The organism is Coprococcus sp. RTP21204st1_G4_RTP21204_210225 (assembly GCF_040915385.1).
GTDB lineage: Bacteria > Bacillota > Clostridia > Lachnospirales > Lachnospiraceae > Allocoprococcus > Allocoprococcus comes.
In genome coordinates this window covers 1-23,688 of the sequence record NZ_JBCPDP010000018.1, presented here as the reverse complement: position 1 = coordinate 23,688, position 23,688 = coordinate 1, and the positions used below count along the sequence as shown (strand labels likewise).

At 40.3% G+C, this 23,688-nt stretch carries 29 protein-coding genes and 2 pseudogenes; 29 read left to right on the top strand and 2 right to left on the bottom strand.

The window, feature by feature from the left end:
• Positions 1–71: 71 nt before the first annotated feature.
• The 12 genes from AB5213_RS13890 to AB5213_RS13835 all read left to right on the top strand — a co-directional run bounded on the left by AB5213_RS13890 (position 72) and on the right by AB5213_RS13835 (position 11,203).
• Complete coding sequence (locus AB5213_RS13890) at positions 72–506, top strand: bacteriohemerythrin (RefSeq protein WP_173763052.1); 435 nt, start codon at positions 72–74, stop codon at positions 504–506.
• A gap of 240 nt (positions 507–746) precedes the next feature.
• On the top strand, positions 747–959 hold the full coding sequence (locus AB5213_RS13885; RefSeq protein ID WP_173763051.1) for a sporulation initiation factor Spo0A C-terminal domain-containing protein: 213 nt from the start codon (positions 747–749) through the stop codon (positions 957–959).
• A gap of 4 nt (positions 960–963) precedes the next feature.
• Positions 964–1,392 carry a hypothetical protein gene (locus tag AB5213_RS13880; RefSeq protein ID WP_173763050.1) on the top strand — a complete coding sequence of 143 codons (429 nt, stop codon included), beginning with the start codon at positions 964–966 and terminating at the stop codon, positions 1,390–1,392.
• Between the two features lie 179 nt (positions 1,393–1,571).
• Positions 1,572–1,781 (top strand): DUF6219 family protein, encoded by a 210-nt coding sequence (locus AB5213_RS13875; protein WP_024854726.1) that lies wholly within the window; start codon positions 1,572–1,574, stop codon positions 1,779–1,781.
• A 3-nt stretch (positions 1,782–1,784) separates the two neighbouring features.
• Positions 1,785–2,240 (top strand): thioredoxin-dependent thiol peroxidase, encoded by a 456-nt coding sequence (gene bcp / locus AB5213_RS13870; protein WP_026648211.1) that lies wholly within the window; start codon positions 1,785–1,787, stop codon positions 2,238–2,240.
• Complete coding sequence (gene yaaA, locus AB5213_RS13865; RefSeq protein ID WP_173763049.1) at positions 2,240–2,992, top strand: peroxide stress protein YaaA; 753 nt, start codon at positions 2,240–2,242, stop codon at positions 2,990–2,992. The genes bcp and yaaA (AB5213_RS13865) overlap by 1 nt, the downstream gene beginning before the upstream one ends.
• A 115-nt stretch (positions 2,993–3,107) precedes the next feature.
• The gene (locus AB5213_RS13860; protein WP_173763048.1) at positions 3,108–3,545 is read left to right on the top strand and encodes a Fur family transcriptional regulator; all 438 of its coding nucleotides are present in this window, start codon (positions 3,108–3,110) and stop codon (positions 3,543–3,545) included.
• Positions 3,546–3,827: 282 nt separating this feature from the next.
• Positions 3,828–4,685: an AraC family transcriptional regulator gene (locus AB5213_RS13855; RefSeq protein WP_349124153.1), complete on the top strand. Its 858-nt coding sequence runs from the start codon at positions 3,828–3,830 to the stop codon at positions 4,683–4,685.
• A gap of 185 nt (positions 4,686–4,870) precedes the next feature.
• Positions 4,871–5,455 carry an MptD family putative ECF transporter S component gene (locus AB5213_RS13850; protein WP_173763047.1) on the top strand — a complete coding sequence of 195 codons (585 nt, stop codon included), beginning with the start codon at positions 4,871–4,873 and terminating at the stop codon, positions 5,453–5,455.
• Positions 5,455–6,156: an energy-coupling factor transporter transmembrane component T gene (locus AB5213_RS13845; RefSeq protein WP_368276837.1), complete on the top strand. Its 702-nt coding sequence runs from the start codon at positions 5,455–5,457 to the stop codon at positions 6,154–6,156. The genes AB5213_RS13850 and AB5213_RS13845 overlap by 1 nt, the downstream gene beginning before the upstream one ends.
• Positions 6,157–6,170: 14 nt before the next feature.
• Entirely contained in the window at positions 6,171–9,455 is a 3,285-nt protein-coding gene (locus tag AB5213_RS13840; RefSeq protein WP_368276835.1) for an energy-coupling factor transporter ATPase, read from the top strand.
• On the top strand, positions 9,449–11,203 hold the full coding sequence (locus tag AB5213_RS13835) for an ABC transporter ATP-binding protein (protein WP_368276834.1): 1,755 nt from the start codon (positions 9,449–9,451) through the stop codon (positions 11,201–11,203). Before AB5213_RS13840 ends, AB5213_RS13835 begins: the two co-directional genes overlap by 7 nt.
• A gap of 114 nt (positions 11,204–11,317) precedes the next feature.
• On the opposite strand, the pseudogene AB5213_RS13830 reads toward AB5213_RS13835, so the two are convergent.
• Positions 11,318–12,034 (bottom strand): annotated as a pseudogene (locus AB5213_RS13830) (DUF4368 domain-containing protein); the annotation flags it as partial.
• Between AB5213_RS13830 and AB5213_RS13825 the strand changes: the two are divergent.
• The 10 genes and pseudogenes from AB5213_RS13825 to AB5213_RS13780 form a co-directional block, all read left to right on the top strand.
• A pseudogene (locus AB5213_RS13825) lies at positions 12,034–12,120 on the top strand (peroxiredoxin); the annotation flags it as partial. The pseudogenes AB5213_RS13830 and AB5213_RS13825 overlap by 1 nt on opposite strands.
• Positions 12,120–12,863: a peroxide stress protein YaaA gene (yaaA, locus tag AB5213_RS13820; protein WP_368276833.1), complete on the top strand. Its 744-nt coding sequence runs from the start codon at positions 12,120–12,122 to the stop codon at positions 12,861–12,863. The pseudogene AB5213_RS13825 and the gene yaaA (AB5213_RS13820), both read left to right, overlap by 1 nt.
• Before the next feature lie 95 nt (positions 12,864–12,958).
• Positions 12,959–13,351 (top strand): transcriptional repressor, encoded by a 393-nt coding sequence (locus tag AB5213_RS13815; protein WP_349124198.1) that lies wholly within the window; start codon positions 12,959–12,961, stop codon positions 13,349–13,351.
• Positions 13,352–13,438: 87 nt separating this feature from the next.
• Positions 13,439–13,981: a rubrerythrin gene (gene rbr, locus AB5213_RS13810; protein WP_349124200.1), complete on the top strand. Its 543-nt coding sequence runs from the start codon at positions 13,439–13,441 to the stop codon at positions 13,979–13,981.
• A gap of 46 nt (positions 13,982–14,027) precedes the next feature.
• On the top strand, positions 14,028–14,402 hold the full coding sequence (locus tag AB5213_RS13805; protein WP_023920586.1) for a desulfoferrodoxin family protein: 375 nt from the start codon (positions 14,028–14,030) through the stop codon (positions 14,400–14,402).
• A gap of 91 nt (positions 14,403–14,493) precedes the next feature.
• Complete coding sequence (locus tag AB5213_RS13800) at positions 14,494–14,652, top strand: rubredoxin (protein ID WP_005339874.1); 159 nt, start codon at positions 14,494–14,496, stop codon at positions 14,650–14,652.
• 154 nt (positions 14,653–14,806) lie between these two features.
• Complete coding sequence (locus AB5213_RS13795; protein WP_005421611.1) at positions 14,807–15,553, top strand: SDR family NAD(P)-dependent oxidoreductase; 747 nt, start codon at positions 14,807–14,809, stop codon at positions 15,551–15,553.
• Between the two features lie 92 nt (positions 15,554–15,645).
• Positions 15,646–15,951 carry a thioredoxin gene (gene trxA / locus AB5213_RS13790; protein ID WP_005421612.1) on the top strand — a complete coding sequence of 102 codons (306 nt, stop codon included), beginning with the start codon at positions 15,646–15,648 and terminating at the stop codon, positions 15,949–15,951.
• A 12-nt stretch (positions 15,952–15,963) separates the two neighbouring features.
• Positions 15,964–16,284, top strand: coding sequence for a rhodanese-like domain-containing protein (locus tag AB5213_RS13785; RefSeq protein WP_349124201.1), 321 nt, complete (start codon positions 15,964–15,966; stop codon positions 16,282–16,284).
• 1 nt (position 16,285) lies between these two features.
• Entirely contained in the window at positions 16,286–17,977 is a 1,692-nt protein-coding gene (locus AB5213_RS13780; protein WP_368276832.1) for an FAD-dependent oxidoreductase, read from the top strand.
• Between the two features lie 111 nt (positions 17,978–18,088).
• On the opposite strand, the gene AB5213_RS13775 is transcribed toward AB5213_RS13780, so the two are convergent.
• Positions 18,089–18,748, bottom strand: coding sequence for a Crp/Fnr family transcriptional regulator (locus tag AB5213_RS13775; RefSeq protein WP_368276831.1), 660 nt, complete (start codon positions 18,746–18,748; stop codon positions 18,089–18,091).
• Positions 18,749–18,882: 134 nt separating this feature from the next.
• On the opposite strand from AB5213_RS13775, the gene AB5213_RS13770 reads away from it, so the two are divergent.
• The 7 genes from AB5213_RS13770 (at position 18,883) to trxB (ending at position 23,613) form a co-directional block, all read left to right on the top strand.
• Complete coding sequence (locus AB5213_RS13770) at positions 18,883–19,803, top strand: hypothetical protein (protein WP_368276830.1); 921 nt, start codon at positions 18,883–18,885, stop codon at positions 19,801–19,803.
• Between the two features lie 85 nt (positions 19,804–19,888).
• The gene (locus tag AB5213_RS13765; protein ID WP_243116328.1) at positions 19,889–20,215 is read left to right on the top strand and encodes a hypothetical protein; all 327 of its coding nucleotides are present in this window, start codon (positions 19,889–19,891) and stop codon (positions 20,213–20,215) included.
• Between the two features lie 119 nt (positions 20,216–20,334).
• The gene (locus AB5213_RS13760) at positions 20,335–20,535 is read left to right on the top strand and encodes a 4Fe-4S binding protein (RefSeq protein ID WP_028086469.1); all 201 of its coding nucleotides are present in this window, start codon (positions 20,335–20,337) and stop codon (positions 20,533–20,535) included.
• Complete coding sequence (locus tag AB5213_RS13755; RefSeq protein ID WP_121057214.1) at positions 20,532–21,116, top strand: 4Fe-4S binding protein; 585 nt, start codon at positions 20,532–20,534, stop codon at positions 21,114–21,116. Before AB5213_RS13760 ends, AB5213_RS13755 begins: the two co-directional genes overlap by 4 nt.
• Before the next feature lie 98 nt (positions 21,117–21,214).
• Complete coding sequence (locus AB5213_RS13750; protein ID WP_368276829.1) at positions 21,215–21,988, top strand: NifB/NifX family molybdenum-iron cluster-binding protein; 774 nt, start codon at positions 21,215–21,217, stop codon at positions 21,986–21,988.
• A 329-nt stretch (positions 21,989–22,317) separates the two neighbouring features.
• Positions 22,318–22,641: a co-chaperone YbbN gene (locus tag AB5213_RS13745; protein ID WP_015524989.1), complete on the top strand. Its 324-nt coding sequence runs from the start codon at positions 22,318–22,320 to the stop codon at positions 22,639–22,641.
• Between the two features lie 15 nt (positions 22,642–22,656).
• Positions 22,657–23,613 (top strand): thioredoxin-disulfide reductase, encoded by a 957-nt coding sequence (gene trxB, locus AB5213_RS13740; RefSeq protein WP_349124191.1) that lies wholly within the window; start codon positions 22,657–22,659, stop codon positions 23,611–23,613.
• Positions 23,614–23,688 lie beyond the last annotated feature (75 nt).

Sequence of the window (23,688 nt, the reverse complement as noted above, 5' to 3'; positions counted from 1 at the left end):
AAATGCAGGTACGAAACTGCCAGACATTAAAAGATCCTAAGAGAACATACAAAAGAAATGGAGGTCAAATTATGACTTACGATTTAAACATTACCTTTGATGACAATTTAGTAACAGGAAATGAAACAATTGATACCCAGCATAAAGAATTGATCGACCGTATCCAGAACTTTGTAACTGCCTGTCAAAATGGCGACAGCAAAGTAAAAGCAATCAAAATGCTGGATTATCTGGATGAATATACTGGCTTTCATTTCAAAGAAGAGGAAAAGCTTCAGGAAAAATCCGGTTATCCAGAGCGTGAAAAACATTATGAAAAACATGAAGAGTTTAAAAAGACAATTCAGGAACTGTATGAATACCTTCAGGATTATGAAGGACCAACAGATCGGTTCAGTGAACTTGTACAGAAAAATGTAATCGACTGGCTGTTTGGACACATTAAAACATACGACCGCTCTGTGGCAGAATTTATCTTTATGAAACAAAATCCAGACCGATGCTAAAATAAACCAGGGAACGAGTTCATTCAGAATGTAGACAACGTGATGAAGTAAACTAGGGGCTGTCACAATGCAGCCCCTTTTCTGTTATAGCGATATTCTAGGTAATATATTGTGCTGGCATGACATATTATTTTACTACTACTATATGGGAAGAGCAAGCAGCTCTTCTTTTTTTGTCCTTTTTATCCAATTTTAAGTTGTAAAGTCTCTTTTCATGCCAACAGTATCGGAGGAAAATGAATGAGAGAGAAAACTATATATGAGAAGATTGCAGAAAAGTATAACACAATACCAGAAGAAGTACGCAGAGAAATGCAGATAGCCATAGATGAAGGATTTGATAATCCTGACCCGGCTGTGCAGGAAGAATGGAAGAAAATGACACTTAAAGGAGACAGGCCCACACCGGAAGAAGTAATCAATTACGCAGTAAAAAAATTAAAAGGAAATTAAAAATATGAAGAAAAGGATAATTGCAGTAATTTCAGGAACAGCAATCTTGATAATTGCTGTAGGAAGTATTTATGGGAAATTTGAATCCAGTCATAAAGAAGGCGAACCAGATGTAGTTGGAACTTTTTCTGTAAATCGGGATGAAAATATAACCGTGGTCGCAAATAGGGAAGATATTGAGGATAGAGAAGCGTTTGCAAGAAAACTTTTGCAGATGTACAAGGATGATTCTTTTCATTCGACAAAATTCTCCACAGACAGAGGATATGCGACGAGCATTGATATGAACATCTATTTATGGAAAGAGGATATTGAAGACGGGGAATCGGTAATGACAGCCGAATATAGACCTGTAGAATACGGAAAGGACTATGATGTTGTCAATAATCCTGATAAATTTCAACTATATATAGATGGAAAAGAGATTAAATAGTAATCTCCTGAAAGCAAGCTTTTTGTCAATTATTTCAAAGATAAATTAAAGGATAACAAAACATAGTTTTGACAATGACATTTTGAAAAATTTTATAGGAATGCTCTATTATCAAATTGACATAGGAATATGGTAGCGTATAATTAGAATTGAATACACTGAAAAAATGGAGGAATTACATGAAAGCACATAAATATTGGTCAGTAGGAGCTTTAATCACAATGATTGGAACTTTTTATACAGGATATAAAGGGTTAAAAGCAGCACACAAATACTTTGCATTTGGCTCTCTGATATGCATGATTATGGCAGTCTATTCTGGTCATAAAATGATTTCAGGCAATAAAAGAACAAGAAAACAGGTGGAAAATACAAAAGCGGAGGAATAGTAAATGCTAGAGTTAGGAATAAAAGCACCGGATTTTGAATTGCCGGATCAGAACGGAGAAGTGCATAAATTAAGTGATTATTTAGGTAAAAAAATAATTTTATATTTTTATCCAAAGGATAATACACCAGGATGTACGAAGCAGGCATGTGGCTTTTCTGAGCGTTATCCACAGTTTACTGAGAAGGGAGCTGTTATTCTCGGAGTAAGCAAGGACTCTGTAGCGTCTCACAAGAGATTTGAAGAAAAATACGGACTGGCATTTACGCTATTAGCAGATCCGGAGCGTAAAGTTATTGAAGCATATGATGTCTGGAAAGAAAAGAAAAATTATGGAAAAGTATCTATGGGTGTAGTAAGAACTACATATCTTATTGATGAGCAGGGAATCATTATAAAGGCAAATGATAAAGTCAAGGCGGCAGATGATCCTGAAAATATGCTTAAGGAATTGGCATAATGAAGATTATTTTATCACCTGCAAAAAAGATGATTGTAGATACCGATAACTTAGCACCGGTTGAACTGCCAGTCTATATTGATAAGACAGCAGAAGTATTAAACTGGATGAAAAGCAAATCAAAAGAAGAACTGAAAGCTATCTGGAAATGTAATGACAAGATTGCAGAGCAGAACTTTAACAGATTGGAAAATATGGATCTTTATAACAGGCTTACTCCGGCTGTTTTAGCATATGAAGGGATTGCATTTCAATATATGGCACCATCTGTGTTTGAAATCCAGCAGTTTGAGTATTTGCAAAATCATTTAAGAATCTTGTCTGCGTTTTATGGCATTTTAAAACCAATGGATGGTGTGACTCCTTATCGTCTTGAAATGCAGGCAAAGGTTGGAATTGGAGATGCAAAAAATCTGTATGAGTACTGGGGAGAATTGTTATACCGCTCAGTAATCGATGACAGTAGGATTATCATTAATCTTGCATCAAAAGAATACTCAAAATGTATAGAAAAGTATCTGACACCACAGGACAGATATATTACGATTGTATTTTGTGAGTTATCCGGAGATAAATTTGTAACAAAAGGTACCTATGCCAAGATGGCTCGTGGAGAAATGGTCAGATTTATGGCAGAAAATAATATTGAGAATCCGGTGGAAATTCAGAAATTTGACAGGATTGGATATTCCTTTAGGTCTGATTTATCATCAGATTCAGAATATGTTTTTGAACGCGAAATAGAATTATGATTTAGATTAAAGGTTCCAGAACTGGCCACTTTTACAATAATAATTATTATTATTGATAATAGAGTAAAAGTGATATATAATCCTTATTAAGAACTAGTCCTAATAAGGAGAGCTGATGACAAGTAGAAGAAATACCATTCAAAAAGATCTTGTAAGAAACGCTGTATGTGAAATGAAAAGACATGTTACGGCAAATGAAGTATATGCATTTGTAAAAGAATCCTGTCTTACAATCGGCAAAGGGACTGTATATAGAAATCTCGACATATTGGTAGAAGAAGGTGATTTAAGAAAAGTGGAAGTTCCGGATGGACCTAATCGGTTCGACCTTACATTAAAGAACCATTACCATGTGAGGTGTGTAAACTGCGGTGAGATTTCAGATGTGGATATGGATGAAATATTGGGCCTGCTAGAAAAAATTCATGATACACATGGAACGGACTTTTTAGAATATGACATATTATTTAAAGGTATTTGTCCGAAATGCCAGAAAAAGATAAAGGATGGGCAAATCTTTGCCACAATGTTAAGTGATGAATTAAGAAAATAATCATACAGCCATCTTCTCCACAAAGAAAAATAAATAACTGTCGATTCCAGTGTAGATAAATTTTCTTTTGCCTTCTTCATAAGGAACTTTTCTGTGTTCAAATTGACTTTTATGTCCCCATATTGTAAACTATGATTAGTTAACGCTAACCATATAAAAGCGTCATCTGGAGGTGTATCAGCTACGACAGAACTTCAATATTTAAAGCAATATAAGAAAAATCCGGGCAAGGAACCTTTTATTACTTATGTAGATTATCAGGCGGGTGATGCCCCCGCTGATATGTGGGTATATGATATTTTTCCGGGCGTACAGTTAATGGTGGTTGATTTTGCTATCGAAAGCTGTTTTCGTGGAAGTGGAAAAGAAAATGTTATTGAAATCAATCATTGCGAAAAGGGTAGATATGAGTGTGCTTTCGATAATAAGAGCTATATCTATTTAGGAGAGGGAGATATTGCGATTAACAGTCAACTGCATCCGCCGGTTGCTTCTTCTTTTCCTTTAAAATATTATTACGGCTCTACCATTTTGCTTTTTCCGGAAATCATGAAAAGGGGACACGAATTACAGGCTTTTCAAATCAGTGCAGAGAAAATAGTTGAAAAGTATTCTCTCAATACAGAATGCCATGTGTATCGCCGTAATGCGGAAATAGAGCATGTATATCAGGAGTTATATGCACATTTGGCACTTCCCCATCCATCGTTACCATTTTTGAGGTTAAAGGTATTGGAGCTGCTTTATCATTTTCAGTCAAAACAATCAGTTTTTGAAGAATACCGGGAGTATCTTTCGGGAGCAACTGTGGAGCGTATTAAGCATGTGAAAGAGCATTTGCTGCAGGATATGACGCAGAGAACAAATTTGAAGGAGTTAGCTTTGGAACATGATTTAAGCCTGACGCAGTTAAAGGATGGGTTCCGGCAGGTGTATGGAGAATCTCCTTATGCGTATTTGCGGAATTACAAGATGCATCAGGCTGCGCAGTTACTGCGTCAGACCGATCATAAAATCAGTGAGGTTGCATTGATGATGGGATATGAGAATCCAAGCAAGTTTTCAGAAGCCTTTTACGCCGTGATGGGATGCAAACCCAATGCCTATCGTAAGTCACAAAAATCAAGTGCTGCGGTATAACCAAAGTAAAATCAACAGGAACGAAAGATTCGGTGATGCTGTCTTTTGATAGCGTCACTTTTTTGGCTTTTTGGAGCATTTTTGCGTTTTGTCGGCCTTTTAGAGTAGAAGCAAAGATCGATAAATGCTACAATATATAAGAGTTAGCATAAACTAACCAAAATAATGAAAAGGTAGGTATCTATATGAAAACAAAACTTACGACAAAAGATTTAATTGCCGCAGGTGCTTTCGGCGCCATTTATCTTGTGGTTCTGACCGTCCTGTCATCGATGGTTCTGCCCATTGTTCCGGTTCTCTTTTTAGCAACTCCCCTGATTGCCGGTATCGTTCTGGGTACAGTATACATGCTGTATGCGGCAAAGGTTCCCAAGAAAGGTGCAATCCTGATATTGGCTGTGTTGGTGGGACTAATCACTTCTATGTCAACATTTTATCCGCTGCTGTTTTCCGTTATCTGGGGAATCCTTGCGGAAGTAATCGTATCCAGAAAAGAGAGAAGATCTGCCGGTATGCTGGCTGCAAGCTATGTCGTATTCAATATGACTTCAATGGGACCGTTTTTTGCAATTATTGTAGCAAAGGAAGCGTTTCTGGAGAATTGTGCAACCTATTATGGCGCGGATTATGCCGCAGCATTGGATGCCCTGACACCTGATTGGATTGTTGCGGTTCTGATCGCCTTTGCACTGATCGGCGGTCTGCTGGGAGGTCTCCTTGGAAAGCGCATTCTGAAAAAGCATTTTGAGAAAGCGGGAATCACTGCGTGATGGAGCGGAATAATCCGACTGGCATATTAGATCCGAGGAGCAAGCTGGCGGTGTTTGTCACAGCTTGCTTCTCCGTCTTTTCAGGCTTGTCGTACATACAGGAAATATCGTTGCTTGCGTTATGTGTGTTTACCACGCTTCTTTGCATGAAATGGAAACGGGCATTTTATACAGGCGTTCTTTTTCTTGCCATGCTGCTTTCAGATTTGTATATGGTGCCGCATCTAACCGGGGTATCAAGGAACATTATGACAGCTATCTGCCATGTTTTGCGTTTTATCCTCCCTCTGTTTGCGTCCTTTTATCTTATTACAAAGACAACGAAAATTGGAGAATATATATCCGCACTTACCAAAATGCACATGCCGTCCGAGGTTGTAATACCACTGGCGGTAATGTTCCGTTTTGTTCCCACGATTCAGGAGGAATGGCAAATGGTAAATCAGGCACTCCGCCTGAGGGGGCTGGCATGGAACTGGCGCAATGTTTTGACTCGACCTGTCCATATGTTGGAGTATATGATGGTTCCTTTTTTGATGCAATGCTCCGTTGTTGTGGATGAAATGTCCGCCGCTGTGATGGCAAGAGGATTTGACCGAGATACACGCCGCAGCAGCTACATAGAAGTAAAACTGTCCATTCTGGATTGGTGCATCATTACCGTATCGGCCGGAATATTGGCATGGAACCTGATTGTTTGAAAGGGGGGAGGACTATGATTACCTTCGATGATGTCAGCTTTGCCTATCAGGGCGGTATTCCGGACGGATCAGAACCACCGGCTCTCCGGCATATTCATTTTCATGCGGAACGCGGCGAATGTATCGTATTATGCGGAAAAAGCGGATGCGGGAAAACGACGATGCTGCGCATGGTCAATGGCCTTGTTCCTCATTTTTATCAGGGACGCCTGGAGGGAGACATTACTGTTGGAAACGTCCATGTAAAGGAAGCATCCCTTCCCCAGGTTGCCGCCGTGGCGGGCAGCGTGTTTCAGAATCCGAGGACACAGTTTTTTCATCTGGATACGACCGGAGAGATGGCGTTCAATATGGAAAATTTGAACATCCCGCATGAAAAAATGGTGGAACGCTTAAAGGAAACTGCCTGGAAGCTGGATATACAGACTTTGATGGACAGAGATATTTTTCAATTATCCGGTGGGGAAAAGCAGCAAATTGCATGTGGTTCCGTGTATGCCTCCATGCCTGAGGTCATCGTCATGGATGAACCGTCCTCGAATCTGGACATGGAAAGCATCCGAAAGCTGCAAGATCTGATTCGAACCATGAAGGACGAGGGAAAGACGATTCTGATCTCCGAACACCGTTTATGGTATCTGGAAGATATTGCAGACAGGTACGTTCTGTTGAAAGATGGACAAATAGAAAATGAATTTACATCGGATGAAATTCTGGCGCTGTCGCGTCAAAAACTTGAACAGTCGGGCTTAAGAGCAGTACGCCGCAAACAACTTTGGAATATGGGGACACGCACGATTAGGCAGGAAAAGGACATGGAAAAGGCGGCTTTTCTTGAAATAGAAGGGCTTCGGTTTTCGCGTCAAATGAGGCAAGTATTGGATATAAACAGACTGGCGATTCCCAAAGGTGCAATTGTAGCGGTCATTGGAGAAAATGGTGCGGGGAAATCAACATTTGCGCTTTGTCTTTGCGGTTTGCTGAAACATCATGGAACTGTGCGGATCAATGGAGAGCGAATATCAAACAAAAAGCTGCCGGAGCAGGCTTACCTGGTCATGCAGGAACCCGGCCATCAATTGTTCAGTGATTCGGTGCTAGGTGAACTGATGCTGAATAAAGGAACTGTTACAGAGACTGAAGCGGTAGCCATTTTGGAGAAAATGGGGCTGGCAGGATTGGAAAACCGCCATCCGGGTTCTTTGTCAGGCGGTCAGCAGCAGAGGCTCTCGCTTAGTGTGGCGTTATGTACAAATCGAGAAATTATGCTGTATGATGAACCCACAAGCGGTCAAGATGGAGATAATCTGATGAGAACTGCGGAAATGATCCGGGAAGCAAACGAAAATGCTTTTTGCAGTATGATGGTTACCCATGATCCGGAACTGATCCTGCGCTGCGCCACACATATTCTTCATATCCATTCTGGTGAGATAAAAAAATTTATTAAATTAGACGAAAGGGGGATACTCTATATGAAAAAGGTGTTTGGAGAAAACTCACAAACAGAAAAACCGCTAAAAACAGGAATCCCACGGTTGCTTGAGTTCTCCGGAAAATACAAAGGGCTTTTCAGCATGTCTCAGATTTTGGCAGGATTCAGTTCTCTGTTATTACTGGCACCTTTTCTGTGTATTTATTTTGCCACAAGAGAATTGCTCATCGGCATGTCGGGCGGCGGATATGGCACTGTGCATATGATGCAATGGGGGATATGGGCGCTTGTGTTTGAGTTGGCGGGGTTAGCAGTCAATTTCATTGCACTTCTTTGCTCTCATGTGGGGGCGTTTCATACGGAAAAGAATTTGAAAATGGCAGCGCTTCGCCATCTTTCTGAAATGCCGTTGGGCTATTTTGAAGAAAATCCCGGTGGAAAACTGCGGAAGATTATTGATGAAAACAGCGCCCAAGTAGAAAGCTATCTGGCGCATCAGATGCCCGATCTTGTGGGCGCACAAGTAGCGACGGTTGTCGGGCTTATTTTAATGCTTGCGATTGACTGGCGGATCGGTTTACCGTTGCTCCTGCTTCTGATTGTCAGCTTTACTTGCCAGATGACCATAATGGGTGAAAAAACCATGCGCTTTATGAAACGGTATCAGGACGCACAGGAAGAAATGAACCATGAGGCAGTAGAATTTGTACGGGGAATATCGGTTATCAAGGTTTTTGGACAATCCGCCTGGTCCATAAGAAAATTCCGGGACGCAATTACTGCATACCGTGACGACGCCCTTGCTTTTACAATGGCGTGTAAATCAGGATATGTCGGGTTTAATACAATAGTGAACGCTTCCTTTTTGGTACTTGTCCCGGCAGCGCTGATAGGAATGACGTTTTCAGGTGATACCGTTGCTTTTGCAGGAAAATTCCTGTTTTATCTGGTGTTCGCTCCGGCCTGCGCTTCCATGCTCAATAAAATTATGTATATGAGCAATTATAAAATGCAGGCGGTAGAATCTATGCGAAGAATCGATACCATTCTTTTGGCGAAACCACAAAAGCAGCCGATGCAGCCTGTAAAACCGCAGAACGGGGATATTTGTTTTGAACATGTGACATTTACTTATCCCACGGGAGAAACGCCTGCGATTTCCGATATTAACTTTAGTGCCCCGACAGGTACTACGACTGCGTTGGTAGGACACTCCGGCTCCGGAAAGACGACTATTGCCAGCTTGATCCCTCGTTTTTACGATACGCAAGAGGGAACCATCTTGATTGGAGGAACGCCGCTGGAGCAGATTGAGAGGGAATCTCTGATGAAGCAGGTTGCTTTCGTATTCCAGAATCCTAAATTACGGAAGGCAACGCTTGAGGATAATATCCGTGGCGGCTGCCACGATGCAGACCGGAATGCGATCCTTCGTGCGGCACATCTGGCACAGTGTGATGATATTTTGAAGAAGCTGCCGGATGGCCTTGACAGTGTGGTCGGGAAAAAAGGCGTGTACCTGTCCGGCGGCGAGGTACAACGGATTGCAATTGCCAGAGCGATACTAAAAAATGCGCCTATTCTTGTGTTGGATGAGGCCACAGCATTTGCCGATCCGGAAAACGAGACGCAGCTCCAGAAGGCTCTTGTGGAACTGCAAAAAGGGAAAACGGTTATTATGGTTGCGCATCGTTTGAGTACGGTACAAAATGCGGATCAGATTTTAGTAATGAAAGAAGGAAGCATTGTAGAGAGAGGAACACATGAAAAATTACTGGAACTGCAGGGGGAATATGCCCGTATGTGGGAGGACTACAATCAGTCTATTTCCTGGAAGCTTACAAAGGAGGTGCGGTCATGCTAAAAGAAATGCTTGCGCTCAGTGATAAGGGCGCACGGGATTTGAAAAAAGGTATCGCTGCGACAGCGGCGGCGCATCTCTGTGTCATGCTGCCTGTTTCCTTGCTGATGACTATGACAATGGCGTTGATTGATAAAACGGTCGGTCGTGGCGGCGCAGAATCAAATATTCCGTTTATCCTTTTATTATGTGCTTTTTTGACTGCGCTTATCTTTGTCACTCAGTGGGTTCAATACAACTTGACCTATAAGGTGGCATATGAGGAAAGCGCTGAGCGCCGGATGTCCCTTGCTGAAAAAATGCGCCGTCTGCCGTTGTCTTTCTTTGGTCAAAGAGATCTATCCGATTTGACAACAACGATGATGGGGGATTGCTCAAAATTGGAACGCATGTTTTCAAATGCGGTACCCGGCTTTTTGGGAACTGTCATCATGTTTATCATTATTTCCTGCGGATTGCTGGTGATTGACTGGCGTATGGGATTGTGTATTATCCTTCCGGTTCCAATTTCTGCACTTGTAGTGCTTGCCGCACGAAAAAAACAAATAAAGGCAGAAGAACGGAATCTGGATGCGCATCGAGCCGCATATGACAGTGTGCAGGAGTATTTAGATGTGATGAAAGAACTGCGCTCGGACGGACTTGAAAAAGCATATCTTGAGGATGTGGACAAAAAGTTAGAGCATGTTGTGTCTTGTGCGTTCCAAAATGAGCTGCCCCCAGGAATCGCCGTGACATTAGCACAATTTTTCTTACGGTTTGGGATTGTGGCGGTATTGCTTGCAGGTGGTCTGATGGTTGCGGATGGAAGCCTTTCAGTTACCATGTTTATTTTATATCTTGTTATGGCCGGGCGTGTATATGAGCCATTTGGTTCATCGTTCATGCTGATGGCGGAAATGATCTCATCTCTTGTCAGTATTAAACGGACAAAACAAATGGAGGCTATCAAGGAGCAGAGCGGGCTGCCTGTCTGCAATAATCAGGGATATGATATTGAATTTCAGGATGTTGTGTTTACCTATCATGCAGATTTGGAGGATACGGCTGTTTCTGGCAGACATGGCGAGCGTGTCCTGAATGGTGTTTCCTTTGTGGCAAAGCAGGGTGAGATTACTGCTCTGGTAGGCCCGTCAGGCGGCGGAAAATCTACCGTTTCCCGGCTGGCGGCAAGATTTTGGGATGCTGATTCCGGCAGGGTTTTATTAGGCGGTGTGGACGTTACTACAGTAGAGCCTGAAACGCTGTTCAAAAATTATTCGATTGTGTTCCAGGAAGTTACTTTGTTTGATCAATCCGTCATGGAAAATATCCGGCTGGGGCGGCAGAATGCCACCGATGAGGAAGTACTGGCGGCGGCAAGAGCCGCGCAATGCGAGGAGTTCGTATCACGGCTACCAGAAGGCTATCAAAGCAATATCGGAGAAAATGGGTGTATTCTTTCCGGCGGTGAGAGACAGCGTATTTCGATTGCTAGGGCAATCTTAAAGGATGCTCCTGTTGTAATATTGGACGAGGCCACTGCTTCTATGGATGCGGAAAATGAAACCCTTGTCCAGCAGGCGTTGTCAGAACTGCTGCAAGGAAAAACTGTGTTGGTGATTGCGCACCGCATGAGGACGATTGCAAATGCGGATAAAGTTGTTGTTTTGGATCATGGACAGGTCGTGGAAATGGGAACGCCAACAGAATTATTAGAAGAAAACGGGTTGTTCCAGCGATTGGTTGCAGCACAAGGCGGACACTTATAAAAATGCAGATATTTGCATGTGCGTTAAATACTCAGACAATTACTCGCAATTTGAATATCACATATTTAGCCAAAACAAAAGGCCCTCCCCTGCATGGGGAGGGCTTCGCTGTTCTTATGTTGCAATCTCCGGGATTTCCCCAACAAAGTTATACACAATCTTGACTTCCTGCACCTTCTGGCCATTCACCTTCTTAACCTCGCCAATCAGGATTTTGCTGATAAGCCGGTTCAGTACGGACACGTCCAGTTCCTCAATGGCGGCATAGTGCCGGATTTCCTTGATAAAGGTACGGACTTCGCTTTCCTGCGCATCTGCCCGGCTCTGTATCACCGCCAGATCATGCAGGCGCTTCTGGTTGGCTTCCTGCTCCTGTTCCAGCGCCACCGTCAGTTTCATAAATCGCTGTTCGGTCAGGATGCCTTTGGCTTTATCCGTGTACAGGCTTAAAAACATCCCGTCAATTTCCTGATTCTGGGCTTCCAGCCGTTTCCGTTCCTTCTCTGTCTGGGAAGCGTCCATCAGATACCGGCGCTCCATCCGGCTGCTGAGCCGCTGGTAAAACATATCCGCATCTTTCATGGCCTGCTCCGCCAATTCCTGTATATCCTTCAGCACTAGATTATACAAATCCCTTGCTTCAATCTTGTGGCTGGTACAGGCGTTCTTACTCAGCCGGTTGTAGGTCTGGCAGATATAGTATGCCTTGTCAATCGGTTCCCGCATCTCACCGGTAAAACGGTTCTTCCCGCTTCTGCCGACTTTTTCATACCGTACCTGCATGGACTTCCCGCAGGTGGCGCAGTAGACAAGCCCGTGGAACAGGTTATATTGATGAGCAGGGAATCATTATAAAGGCAAATGATAAAGTCAAGGCGGCAGATGATCCTGAAAATATGCTTAAGGAATTGGCATAATGAAGATTATTTTATCACCTGCAAAAAAGATGATTGTAGATACCGATAACTTGGCACCGGTTGAACTGCCTTTCTATATTGATAAGACAGCAGAAGTATTAAACTGGATGAAAAGCAAATCAAAAGAAGAACTGAAAGCTATCTGGAAATGTAATGACAAGATTGCAGAGCAGAACTTTAACAGATTGGAAAATATGGATCTTTATAACAGGCTTACTCCGGCTGTTTTAGCATATGAAGGGATTGCATTTCAATATATGGCACCATCTGTGTTTGAAATCCAACAGTTTGAGTATTTGCAAAATCATTTAAGAATCTTGTCTGCGTTTTATGGCATTTTAAAACCAATGGATGGTGTGACTCCTTATCGTCTTGAAATGCAGGCAAAGGTTGGAATTGGAGATGCAAAAAATCTGTATGAGTACTGGGGAGAATTGTTATACCGCTCAGTAATCGATGACAGTAGGATTATCATTAATCTTGCATCAAAAGAATACTCAAAATGTATAGAAAAGTATCTGACACCACAGGACAGATATATTACGATTGTATTTTGTGAGTTATCCGGAAATAAAATGGTAACAAAAGGTACCTATGCCAAGATGGCTCGTGGTGAAATGGTCAGATTCATAGCGGAAAATAATATTGAAAATCCGGTGGAGATTCAGAAATTTGACAGACTCGGATATTCGTTTAGGTCTGATTTATCTTCAGATTCAGAATATGTATTTGAACGTAAATAAAATAATAATAATGAGAATTATTACTATTTTTATTGACGACAAGATAATAGTGGTATATAATCCTTATTAAGAACTAATCCTAATAAGGAGGACGAATGACAAGTAGGAGAAATACCATTCAAAAAGATCTTGTAAGAAATACCGTATACGAAATGAGAAGACACGTTACGGCAAATGAAGTGTATGAATTTATAAAAGAAGCATATCCAACAATTGGAAAAGGAACTGTATATAGAAATCTTGATATATTGGTAGAGGAAGGTGCATTAAGAAAGGTTGAAGTTCCGGATGGACCGAACCGATTTGATTTTATATTGAAAAATCATTACCATGTAAGATGTATAAAGTGCGGTGAAATTTTTGATGTGGATATGGATCAAATACCGGATTTGCTGGAAAGAATTCATAACACTCATGGAATTGAATTTGTGGATTATGATATTTCATTTAAAGGCATTTGCCCGAAATGCAGGGAGAAGGTAAAGTAGAAATTACCAGATGACTTTATATGTCCTTTGTGCAAGCACCCGGCATCAGATTTTGAAAAAGTAGTAAAGAAAACGGAGGTAAAAGAGATGGCAGCAAACAAATATGCAGGAACACAGACAGAGAAGAATTTACAGGAGGCATTTGCAGGGGAATCACAGGCAAGAAATAAGTATACCTATTTTGCTTCTATAGCGAAAAAGGAAGGTTACGAGCAGATGTCAGCATTGTTTTTAAAGACTGCAGATAATGAGAAAGAACATGCAAAGATGTGGTTCAAGGAATTAGCAGGAATTGGTGATACAAAGGAAAACCTGGCGGCAGCGGCAGAAGGCGAAAATTATGAGTGGACAGATATGTATGATGGCTTTGCTAAAACAGCTGAGGAAGAAGGATTCCCTGAGCTTGCAGCAAAATTCAGGGCAGTAGGTGAGATTGAGAAGCACCATGAGGAAAGATATCGTGCACTTCTTAAGAATATTGAAACTTCACAGGTATTTGAAAAGAGCGAAGTTAAGGTATGGGAATGCCGTAACTGTGGACATATTGTGGTAGGAACTAAGGCGCCTGAAGTATGTCCGGTATGTAATCATCCACAGAGCTATTTTGAAGTACATGAAGAGAATTATTAAGGAGACAATTGAATTATAAATTTTACACATGGAAGGAGAAAAAGGCATGGAAGTAAGGTATTATATTTGTAAGCATTGTGGAAACATTGTTGAAAAGGTAAAGGATAAGGGTGTACCTGTAATTTGTTGCGGAGAACCTATGCAGGAATTAAAAGCCGGAGTGACAGATGCTGCTGTCGAGAAGCATGTACCTGTATATACGATAGAAGGCAGTCATGTTCATGTCGTGGTCGGAGAGACAAAACATCCAATGCTTGAAGAGCATTTCATTGAATGGATTACATTAAATACAAACCAGGGAATATACAGAAAACAGTTAAATCCAGGGCAGGAGCCGGTAGCAGATTTTTGTCTTTGCGATGGTGAACAGGTAGAAGAAGTATATGCATATTGTAACCTGCATGGATTATGGAAATGCTAAAAGCATTTATACATATTAAGGTTACAGAACAACACAAATACAACAGTAATATATGCTGTGTATTAATATATTTATAAGGAGGAACAAACTAATGAAATATGTATGTGACGTTTGCGGATGGGAATATGATGAAGAGGAAGGTTATCCTGAAGGTGGTATTGCACCAGGAACAAAGTGGGAGGATGTTCCGGAAGATTTTGAATGCCCATTATGTAATGTTGGAAAAGATCAGTTTTCAGAAGTTGAATAGAAGCCTAATCTTGTGTTAAATACGGATGGATAAACCAAAACCCTGGTGCGTGAGCAACAGGGTTTTTTATTGCGATATTTTGTGATGATATCACAGAAAATAATCTACCTTTTGCTTATAATGTAGTTAGAAACTAAGTAAGGAGGTAGTCTAAATGAGATTAAAAGATAAAGTTGCAATCATTACGGGTGGAAGCCGTGGTATAGGATTTGCTACAGCTGATAAATTCTTGAAGGAAGGTGCTTCAGTTGTGTTGGCAGCAAGTTCACAGGAATCGGCAGATGTTGCTGTAGATAAATTAAAAGAAAAATATCCCAATGCAATAGTTGCTGGAATTAGTCCAAATCTGGCAAGCATGGAGTCTGTCAGAAAGGCTTTTAAAGAGGCAACTGAAAAATATGGATGTGTCGACATACTGGTAAATAATGCAGGAATTTCAGAAAACACCTCATTTATGGATTATACAGAGGAGACTTTCGATAAAGTCATGGATCTAAATGTAAAAGGAGTATTTAATACTACTCGTGTAGCTGCAGAATGTATGGTGGCAAGAGGCAAGGGGGTCATTCTCTCAACTTCTTCCATGGTGAGTATTTCGGGACAGCCAAGTGGGTTTGCTTATCCGGCATCGAAGTTTGCAGTAAACGGATTGACTGTATCATTAGCAAGAGAACTAGGACCTAAAGGTATTCGTGTTAATGCTGTTGCACCTGGGATTACAGAAACTGATATGATGAAGGCCGTGCCAAAGGAAGTTATCGAACCTATGATTGAAAGAATTCCATTGCGTCGTCTTGGACAGCCAGAAGATATTGCCAATGCGTTTGTGTTTCTTGCTTCAGATGAGGCGAGTTATATTACAGGGGTTATATTAAGTGTAGATGGTATGGCAAGAAGTTAAGTTAATGAGGTATGGTGATGTAATCACGGAAAATAAATGAAATTAAGACTATAATAAATCTACAAAAAGAAAAAGATAAGGAGGACTGTAAAATGTCTGCTATTAATATCAATAAAAATAATTTTCAGAACGAAGTACTGAATTCCGATAAACCCGTTCTTTTAGATTTTTGGGCATCTTGGTGTGCACCTTGTCGCATGGTAGTACCTATTGTAGAGGAGATTGCAAGTGAGCGTAGAGATATTAAAGTTGGAAAGATTAATGTAGATGAAGAGCCTGAACTGGCAAATAAGTTCAGTATTATGAGCATTCCGACTTTAGTGGTTATGAAGAATGGGAAGATTGTACAGCAGGTTTCAGGGGCGAGACCTAAGAATGCGATTTTAGAAATGCTTTAGGGAGGTGTGCTAATGGGATTTTTTGATCTCTTTAAACAGTCGAATATTAATCAAGGCATAGAAGAATATAAAAGGACTGCTGGTGCAGTTCTGCTGGATGTACGTACACCGCAGGAATATCAGGAAGGACATATACCAGAAAGTAAAAATGTGCCGTTGCAGCAACTTGACAATATTGCTTCTGTAGCGAAGAATAAGGATATCCCACTGTTTGTATACTGTTATTCCGGTTCACGAAGCCGCCAGGCAACTGGGATACTGCAACGAATGGGATATTCTAAAGTAAATAATATCGGTGGCATTGCAGCTTACTCAGGAAAGGTGGAAAAATAAGATGAAGGTAATAATTGTAGGAGGTGTAGCCGGAGGAGCTACAGCCGCAGCAAGAATACGCAGACTGAATGAGCATGCAGAAATTACTGTGTTTGAAAGATCCGGATACATATCCTATGCAAATTGTGGACTTCCATATTATATTGGAGACGTGATCACAGACCCGGAAGAACTTACACTACAGACACCAGAGAGTTTTTTTAAACGCTTCCGTATTAACATGAAAATTCATCATGAAGTTATCTCCATACATCCGGAACGTAAAACGGTTTCAGTGAAAAATTTAGAGAATGGTGAGATATTTGAAGAAAAATATGATAAGCTGATCCTCTCTCCAGGTGCAAAGCCAACACAGCCGAGACTTCCCGGAGTAGGTATTGATAAACTTTTTACACTTCGTACTGTAGAAGACACTTTTCGGATAAAGGAATATATAAATAAGAATCATCCAAAATCGGCTGTATTGGCAGGTGGCGGTTTTATTGGTCTGGAACTGGCAGAAAATTTGAGGGAGCTTGGCATGGATGTTACGATTGTCCAGCGGCCTAAGCAGCTGATGAACCCTTTTGACCCGGATATGGCATCCATGATCCATAATGAAATGAGAAAGCATGGGATAAAACTGGTACTGGGTTATACAGTAGAAGGATTTAAAGAAAAAGACAACGGAGTGGAGGTCCTGTTGAAAGATAATCCATCCCTTCAGGCTGATATGGTAGTTCTGGCAATCGGAGTCACACCAGACACAGTATTAGCAAAAGAAGCCGGTCTGGAACTTGGCATCAAGGAAAGTATTGTAGTGAATGACAGAATGGAAACCTCTGTACCGGATATTTATGCTGCAGGTGATGCAGTTCAGGTAAAACATTATGTTACGGGTAATGATGTGCTGATTTCTTTGGCAGGACCAGCCAATAAGCAGGGCAGAATCATCGCTGATAATATTTGTGGCGGTGATAGTCGTTACCTGGGCAGTCAGGGAAGCTCCGTTATAAAAGTGTTTGATATGACAGCAGCCACTACAGGTATCAATGAAACCAATGCCAAAAAGTCAGGATTAGAGGTAGATACAGTAATTCTTTCTCCTATGAGTCATGCCGGTTACTATCCTGGTGGAAAAGTGATGACCATGAAGGTGGTTTTTGAAAAAGAGACCTATCGTTTGCTTGGCGCTCAGATTATTGGATATGAAGGAGTTGATAAACGTATTGATGTGCTGGCAACAGCAATTCATGCAGGGCTGAAGGCAACCCAGCTGAAGGATTTGGATCTCGCATATGCACCGCCTTATTCCTCTGCCAAGGATCCTGTAAATATGGCAGGATTCATGATAGACAATATAGCAAAAGGTACCTTAAAACAATGGCATCTGGAAGATATGGATAAGATTTCTAGAGATAAAAGTGTTGTGTTGCTGGATGTGAGAACTGTAGGTGAATTTAACAGGGGGCATATGGATGGATTCAAAAACATTCCTGTAGATGAACTAAGGGAACGTATCAATGAAATTGAGAAGGGAAAGCCTGTTTACCTGATATGCCAGAGTGGGCTACGCAGTTATATTGCAAGCCGTATTTTAGAAGGAAATGGATATGAAACATACAACTTTTCAGGTGGATTCCGCTTTTATGATGCAGTGGCTAATGACCATGCACTGATTGAAAGATCATATGCATGTGGTATGGATTATTAGAAATAAATAAAATATTTTTATAGTTTGATTGTAGTATAAAAAGATCCCCCATTTATTAGAATGACTTTCATAATTCTGATAAATGGAGGATTCTTTAGAGAAAAAAACGTTTTATGATCTTTGTAGTGTTTCCAGTCTTTTCGAATCAAGGATTGTTATTTTGCCGCGAGAGAGTTTGACGAGTCCTTCGCCTTGAAAGTATCGAAGCATTCGAGTGATAACTTCCCTGTGGGAACCAAGATGGTTTGCGATAGTTTCGTGAGTGATTTTCAGTTCATTTGTTCCTTCAATGGATGTTTCTTCTAAAAGAAATGAAGCAACACGCTTATCCAAACTCTTCCACATAATCTGTTCAATCAGCCACATGACATCAGAAAAACGGGTAGCCATTAACTCATTGGTATAGTTTGCGACAGGAGCAGATTCTTTCATGATGCCCTTATAGATTTCAGCAGGGATGATCCAAAGATCCGTATCTTTTTCTGCTTCAATGGTTACTTCAAATTGAATAGACCGCATGATACATGAGGCGGATAAAAGACACATATCCATATCGAACAGACGGTAAAGTGTAATCTCTCGTCCTTCATCTGAAAGTATGTAAGTTCGAAGCTGCCCGGATTTAACCAGTAATAATCCAGTACAGTCCAGGTTTCCATTGTGAATGATCGTTCCTTTTTTTACATCCCGCGTGATTAAATTGTCTGAAATTAGTTTTTTCTGTGCTGTATTTAAGTCATTCCATAGTGGAAAATAATTTTCGAAGCTCATAGCAGTCATCTCCTTTACGAACATAGTATACTTGCTTTTTTAAGATGCGTCAATTAAATAATTGACATATGCCATAAATAAAAATATACTGACTATAGTACATGACGGTTGTAAATATGAGGGAGGGATAAATAATGCATGGAGATGTCAGTTTTACATTTTTGGACCGAATTGAAGAAGTAGAACTGAATATTGTAGATGGACGATGGCAGTCTGCACTGGCATTGGCATTGACTTTGCCAGATATTTGTGGAGGTATTGCTTTCCCGGAAATTGTTAAACATTATCGAGATGGTCGGGTTATGCTGGATCGGCAAAAAAATCCGACCCGTGATGTGGGAACCCAGTATATCCGTTGGTTTGATGAATATGCAGGGGATCACTTTAAACTATCTCAATCCGATGAAAAGCCATATATTTGCGGAGAACGCTGTTGGCAGCTTCGGTGTGAATATCTTCATCAAAACAAAGGATTTTTAAATGATGAAAATAATATACACTTTCATCTTGGATTGAACTGTGGAATGTCAGTTTGTCAGTTGGACAGTATGAACATACAGGAGAACAGAATCGATATTCGTATAGACATAGAACATTTTTGTCTGAGAATGTGCAAGGCAGCAAAGAGCTACTATGATAAAGTTAATTTGGAAAAAGACTTTAGTCTCTATAACACACCAGTTTTGGATTTTATTCAGGTAACACAAAAAAAGAAAGATGCTTCTATTATTGCACTGATTTGTGGCAATGAACACTATGCAAAAGGATTAAAAGAAGCATTGCAGTTTATTTCAGAGCAGATCATGCTGTTTTACACACCGGAAAGCGCTAAAACAAAATTAGGAAAACATAAACCGGATCTTTGGATTGTTACCGAAGATATGACGAGACAACCGAATCAGCCATGGCGTGCTGACAGGACAACACCTGTAATTATAATCACAGGCAATCCTGATGCTGTTGAAATTAAAAAGAATTCAGGAAAACTAACTGTTCTTTCTATGCCATTATCAATAGTTGATTTGCGGAAAAACGTCGAAATATATGTGTCGTGAGGAGAAGTTTATGCTGTACATAATACTATTATTTGCATTCATAGTTATATATTTGATGATGCTTATGCGGAGACAGAAAGATAAGATGAGCGAAATTAAAATACAAATGGATCAACTGCAGGCACAACATGATGAATTGCAGAAAGAAAGGGATCAGTTACTAGAACAGATGAATCATCTGGAAGAGCAACGAGAACACTTGCAAATACAAACAGACCAGGCATTTCGGAGGGCTGATGAAATTGAAAAAATTTGCGATGAGATATGGCATCATGCTAATACCATCCACCTTTATTCTTCGTTAGCTGAAGAAGAAAGCAAATCTATAACAATGAAAGAAAAACAAAAAGTAATTATTAGAACAACCGAGGAGATTCTAAACATCATATATAAATATAAAGGTAATGTATAATAAAAATATGTCATTCTAGTTATTAGCGTTCTAGGTAAATTCTTATGTAATAATGTCACAGAAGGATTTACCTTTTTCAGGTACAATAGAGATACAAAATTTGAAAGGGGAATAAAGCATTGGCAAAAAGAGTGGCAAGTGTCGATAAAAAAAGATGTGTTGCCTGCGGAGTATGTGAAAATACTTGTCCGCTGGCAGCGGCCAAAGTTTACCATGGATGTTATGCTGTGGTAGAAGAAACAGTGTGTGTAGGATGTGGAAAATGTGCAAAGTCCTGTCCGGCAGGTTGTATTGAAATGAAAGAGAGGACAGCGATGTGAAGAAAAAGAAACATTGGTATGATTATTTATGGATATGGGCGATCCTTTATTTTGCTCTCGGTTTTTTTAATGTTTTGTTCGCTTGGTTTGGGATGATTGATTTCCTGTTGCCGTTAGGAATAGCAATATTCGGTGAAAATAAATTTTTCTGTAATCATTTGTGTGGACGTGGCCAGCTTTTTAGTAAGCTTGGTGGAGATTTAAAATGCTCAAGAAATAAACCAACCCCGCGATGGATGAGTTCAAAATGGTTCCGATACGGCTTTTTGATATTTTTCCTTACAATGTTTGGGAATATGGTATTTCAGACATATTTAGTTGGTGCCGGAGCATCCTCCTTGCGTGAAGCCATCAAATTATTCTGGACCTTCCGTGTTCCGTGGGGATGGACATATACTGCCGGAACAGTAGCTGATTGGGTGGCACAGTTTAGTTTTGGATTTTATAGTTTGATGCTTACATCTTTGTTATTAGGGTTGATTGTAATGGTGTTATATAAGCCACGAACCTGGTGTACATTTTGTCCAATGGGAACAATGACGCAGGGTATCTGTAAATTAAAAAATAATGAAAAGAAGTAATACTATAAGGTGATTCATAAAAGGCATATGTCAAAAACATTATTGACATATGCCTTTTATAGGACTATTATATAAGAAAAGCGAGAAAGGAGCAGTTTATGCCGAGACCAGTAAAATGCAGAAAAGTCTGCCATTTCCCCAATGTTTTAGAATTTCTTCCGGCAGATGATACGGAGAAAAAAACACCCATTGTTCTGACGGTAGATGAGTACGAGACAATCCGTCTTTTGGACAAGAAAGGTTATAGTCAGGAGCAATGTGCAGCATCTATGCAGATCGCAAGAACAACGGTTCAACGAATTTACGGGATTGCCAGGAAGAAAATAGCAGATGCACTCATTGATGGATATCCACTCAGAATCGAGGGTGGGGATTTCAGAATCTGTGACGGTCAGAGCGGCAACTGCAGCTTTGGAGGATGTTACAAACAGGAAATTTACAAAAAATATGCAGCAGAAAAAGGAGAAGGTATTATGAGAATAGCAGTAACATATGAAAATGGACAGATTTTCCAGCACTTTGGACACACAGAGACATTTAAGATTTACGATGTAGAGGAAGGAAAAGTAGTACATTCAGAAGTAGTAGATACGAATGGAAGCGGACATGGCGCATTGGCAGGAGTTCTTAATGCATTGAATGCAGATGTTTTGATTTGTGGCGGAATCGGAGGTGGCGCACAGACAGCGTTAGCGGCAGCAGGCATCAAGCTTTTCGGAGGAGTTTCCGGAGATGCAGATGAAGCAGTAGAAGCTTTTATCAATGAAACACTTGAGTATAATCCGGATGTGAAATGTTCTCACCATGAGCACAACCACGGGGAAGGACATACATGTGGTGAGCATGGATGTGGAAGCCACAGCTGCCATTAAGAAGAATAGCAAAAAATAATAGTACGAAAGGATGTGCCAAGGTAATGTAGAAGTTACCGCAGCACATCCTTTTGTGTTATGTGATTCTCATATTGATTATTTCTTACTTGCCGAAAATAATGAATTGAACGTATAATACTCCCATCTTTTTGTAACTGTCAAAGCTGAGAGTATACTTAATTTATTGAGAAGAGTCAATTATATAACTGACATATGCTGTAAATAGAAGTAAAAAAGCGTAATAAAGTAAACTTTTCTGTGATATCATCACGGAAGCAAGCACTTATTTGGGGTATATTAAGTTCAAATAGGAGAAGGAGTTGAAAAATATGACATCTATAAATATAAATAAAGAAAAGTTTGGACAATTAATTCATAAGGAAAAACCGGTTTTGGTTGATTTCTGGGCACCTTGGTGTGGTTATTGCCGTAGAATTGGAGCAGCTTATGAAAAAATAAGTGAAGAATACAGCGATATTCTTGTTGCTGGAAAAGTAAATATTGATGAAGAACCGCAGATTGCAGAAGCTGAAAAGATTGAGGTGATTCCTACGCTGGTTTTATATCGAAATGGAAAGGCAATAGATTCTATTGTTGCACCTGAATCAAAAATAATGATAGAGAATTTTATTAATGAAGCATTGGAAAAATAAAAGGAGGACTGCTGTATGAATGAAAATCATGTTTACGATATGATTATCGTAGGGGGAGGACCTGGAGGGTATACTTCAGCATTATACGCAGCCAGAGCAGGACTTGATACCATTGTTATAGAAAAATTATCTGCAGGTGGTCAGATGTCATTGACCTGGCAGATTGATAACTATCCTGGTTTTGAAAATGGAATTGACGGATTTTCATTGGCAGAGAAAATGCAAAAACAGGCGGAAAAATTTGGCGCTAAAAGTGAATATGCTGAAGTTTATAATATGGATTTAACAGGAAAGCTTAAGAGAGTAGAAACTAGTTCGGGAATTTATATTGGGAAAACAGTAGTGATTGCTACTGGAGCAAATCCAAGAGAACTTGGTCTCGCTAAAGAAAAAGAATTGATAGGTCATGGGGTTGCTTATTGTGCCTCCTGTGATGGTATGTTTTATAAAGATAAGATCGTGGTGGTTGTTGGTGGTGGAAATTCTGCTGTATCAGATGCTGCTCTTTTAAGTCGAATTGCTAAGAAAGTCATCATTGTTCATCGTAGAGATACATTACGTGCAACGAAAATCTACCATGACCAGCTGATGAAAACTGAAAATATAGAGTTTCGATGGAATAATACAGTAAATGAACTGATTTATGGAGAACGATTGACTGGTGTGCGGTTGAAAGATACAGTTACAGGAGAAGAAAACATTATAGAATGTGACGGCCTGTTTGTGAGTATAGGAAGAAAACCGACAACAGATTTTTTAGATAATCAGATAGAACTGGATAATAAAGGATATATTGTGGCAGGTGAAAACACTGAAACGAGTATTCCGGGTGTTTATGCTGTAGGAGATGTCAGAACAAAGTTACTTCGTCAGATAGTAACAGCAGTGGCAGATGGTGCTATGGCAGTACATATGGCAGAAGAGTATGTGGACCTGACTGTAGCAATGTCAAACCCCTATCTACCGTGTTGAGAGCGTTTCAAGTTTTGTGTAAACAGAAAAAACTGATATAAGATATGTCATTAGTTATCGAGGACAGAACCTGTT

What these genes read in the sequence shown, in the direction of transcription:
- AB5213_RS13890 (WP_173763052.1), top strand. Translation starts at nt 72, where the DNA reads ATGACTTACGATTTAAACATTACCTTTGATGACAATTTAGTAACAGGA.
- AB5213_RS13885 (WP_173763051.1), top strand. Translation starts at nt 747, where the DNA reads ATGAGAGAGAAAACTATATATGAGAAGATTGCAGAAAAGTATAACACA.
- AB5213_RS13880 (WP_173763050.1), top strand. Translation starts at nt 964, where the DNA reads ATGAAGAAAAGGATAATTGCAGTAATTTCAGGAACAGCAATCTTGATA.
- AB5213_RS13875 (WP_024854726.1), top strand. Translation starts at nt 1,572, where the DNA reads ATGAAAGCACATAAATATTGGTCAGTAGGAGCTTTAATCACAATGATT.
- bcp (WP_026648211.1), top strand. Translation starts at nt 1,785, where the DNA reads ATGCTAGAGTTAGGAATAAAAGCACCGGATTTTGAATTGCCGGATCAG.
- yaaA (WP_173763049.1), top strand. Translation starts at nt 2,240, where the DNA reads ATGAAGATTATTTTATCACCTGCAAAAAAGATGATTGTAGATACCGAT.
- AB5213_RS13860 (WP_173763048.1), top strand. Translation starts at nt 3,108, where the DNA reads ATGACAAGTAGAAGAAATACCATTCAAAAAGATCTTGTAAGAAACGCT.
- AB5213_RS13855 (WP_349124153.1), top strand. Translation starts at nt 3,828, where the DNA reads ATGTGGGTATATGATATTTTTCCGGGCGTACAGTTAATGGTGGTTGAT.
- AB5213_RS13850 (WP_173763047.1), top strand. Translation starts at nt 4,871, where the DNA reads ATGAAAACAAAACTTACGACAAAAGATTTAATTGCCGCAGGTGCTTTC.
- AB5213_RS13845 (WP_368276837.1), top strand. Translation starts at nt 5,455, where the DNA reads ATGGAGCGGAATAATCCGACTGGCATATTAGATCCGAGGAGCAAGCTG.
- AB5213_RS13840 (WP_368276835.1), top strand. Translation starts at nt 6,171, where the DNA reads ATGATTACCTTCGATGATGTCAGCTTTGCCTATCAGGGCGGTATTCCG.
- AB5213_RS13835 (WP_368276834.1), top strand. Translation starts at nt 9,449, where the DNA reads ATGCTAAAAGAAATGCTTGCGCTCAGTGATAAGGGCGCACGGGATTTG.
- yaaA (WP_368276833.1), top strand. Translation starts at nt 12,120, where the DNA reads ATGAAGATTATTTTATCACCTGCAAAAAAGATGATTGTAGATACCGAT.
- AB5213_RS13815 (WP_349124198.1), top strand. Translation starts at nt 12,959, where the DNA reads ATGACAAGTAGGAGAAATACCATTCAAAAAGATCTTGTAAGAAATACC.
- rbr (WP_349124200.1), top strand. Translation starts at nt 13,439, where the DNA reads ATGGCAGCAAACAAATATGCAGGAACACAGACAGAGAAGAATTTACAG.
- AB5213_RS13805 (WP_023920586.1), top strand. Translation starts at nt 14,028, where the DNA reads ATGGAAGTAAGGTATTATATTTGTAAGCATTGTGGAAACATTGTTGAA.
- AB5213_RS13800 (WP_005339874.1), top strand. Translation starts at nt 14,494, where the DNA reads ATGAAATATGTATGTGACGTTTGCGGATGGGAATATGATGAAGAGGAA.
- AB5213_RS13795 (WP_005421611.1), top strand. Translation starts at nt 14,807, where the DNA reads ATGAGATTAAAAGATAAAGTTGCAATCATTACGGGTGGAAGCCGTGGT.
- trxA (WP_005421612.1), top strand. Translation starts at nt 15,646, where the DNA reads ATGTCTGCTATTAATATCAATAAAAATAATTTTCAGAACGAAGTACTG.
- AB5213_RS13785 (WP_349124201.1), top strand. Translation starts at nt 15,964, where the DNA reads ATGGGATTTTTTGATCTCTTTAAACAGTCGAATATTAATCAAGGCATA.
- AB5213_RS13780 (WP_368276832.1), top strand. Translation starts at nt 16,286, where the DNA reads ATGAAGGTAATAATTGTAGGAGGTGTAGCCGGAGGAGCTACAGCCGCA.
- AB5213_RS13775 (WP_368276831.1), bottom strand. Translation starts at nt 18,748, where the DNA reads ATGAGCTTCGAAAATTATTTTCCACTATGGAATGACTTAAATACAGCA.
- AB5213_RS13770 (WP_368276830.1), top strand. Translation starts at nt 18,883, where the DNA reads ATGCATGGAGATGTCAGTTTTACATTTTTGGACCGAATTGAAGAAGTA.
- AB5213_RS13765 (WP_243116328.1), top strand. Translation starts at nt 19,889, where the DNA reads ATGAGCGAAATTAAAATACAAATGGATCAACTGCAGGCACAACATGAT.
- AB5213_RS13750 (WP_368276829.1), top strand. Translation starts at nt 21,215, where the DNA reads ATGCCGAGACCAGTAAAATGCAGAAAAGTCTGCCATTTCCCCAATGTT.
- AB5213_RS13745 (WP_015524989.1), top strand. Translation starts at nt 22,318, where the DNA reads ATGACATCTATAAATATAAATAAAGAAAAGTTTGGACAATTAATTCAT.
- trxB (WP_349124191.1), top strand. Translation starts at nt 22,657, where the DNA reads ATGAATGAAAATCATGTTTACGATATGATTATCGTAGGGGGAGGACCT.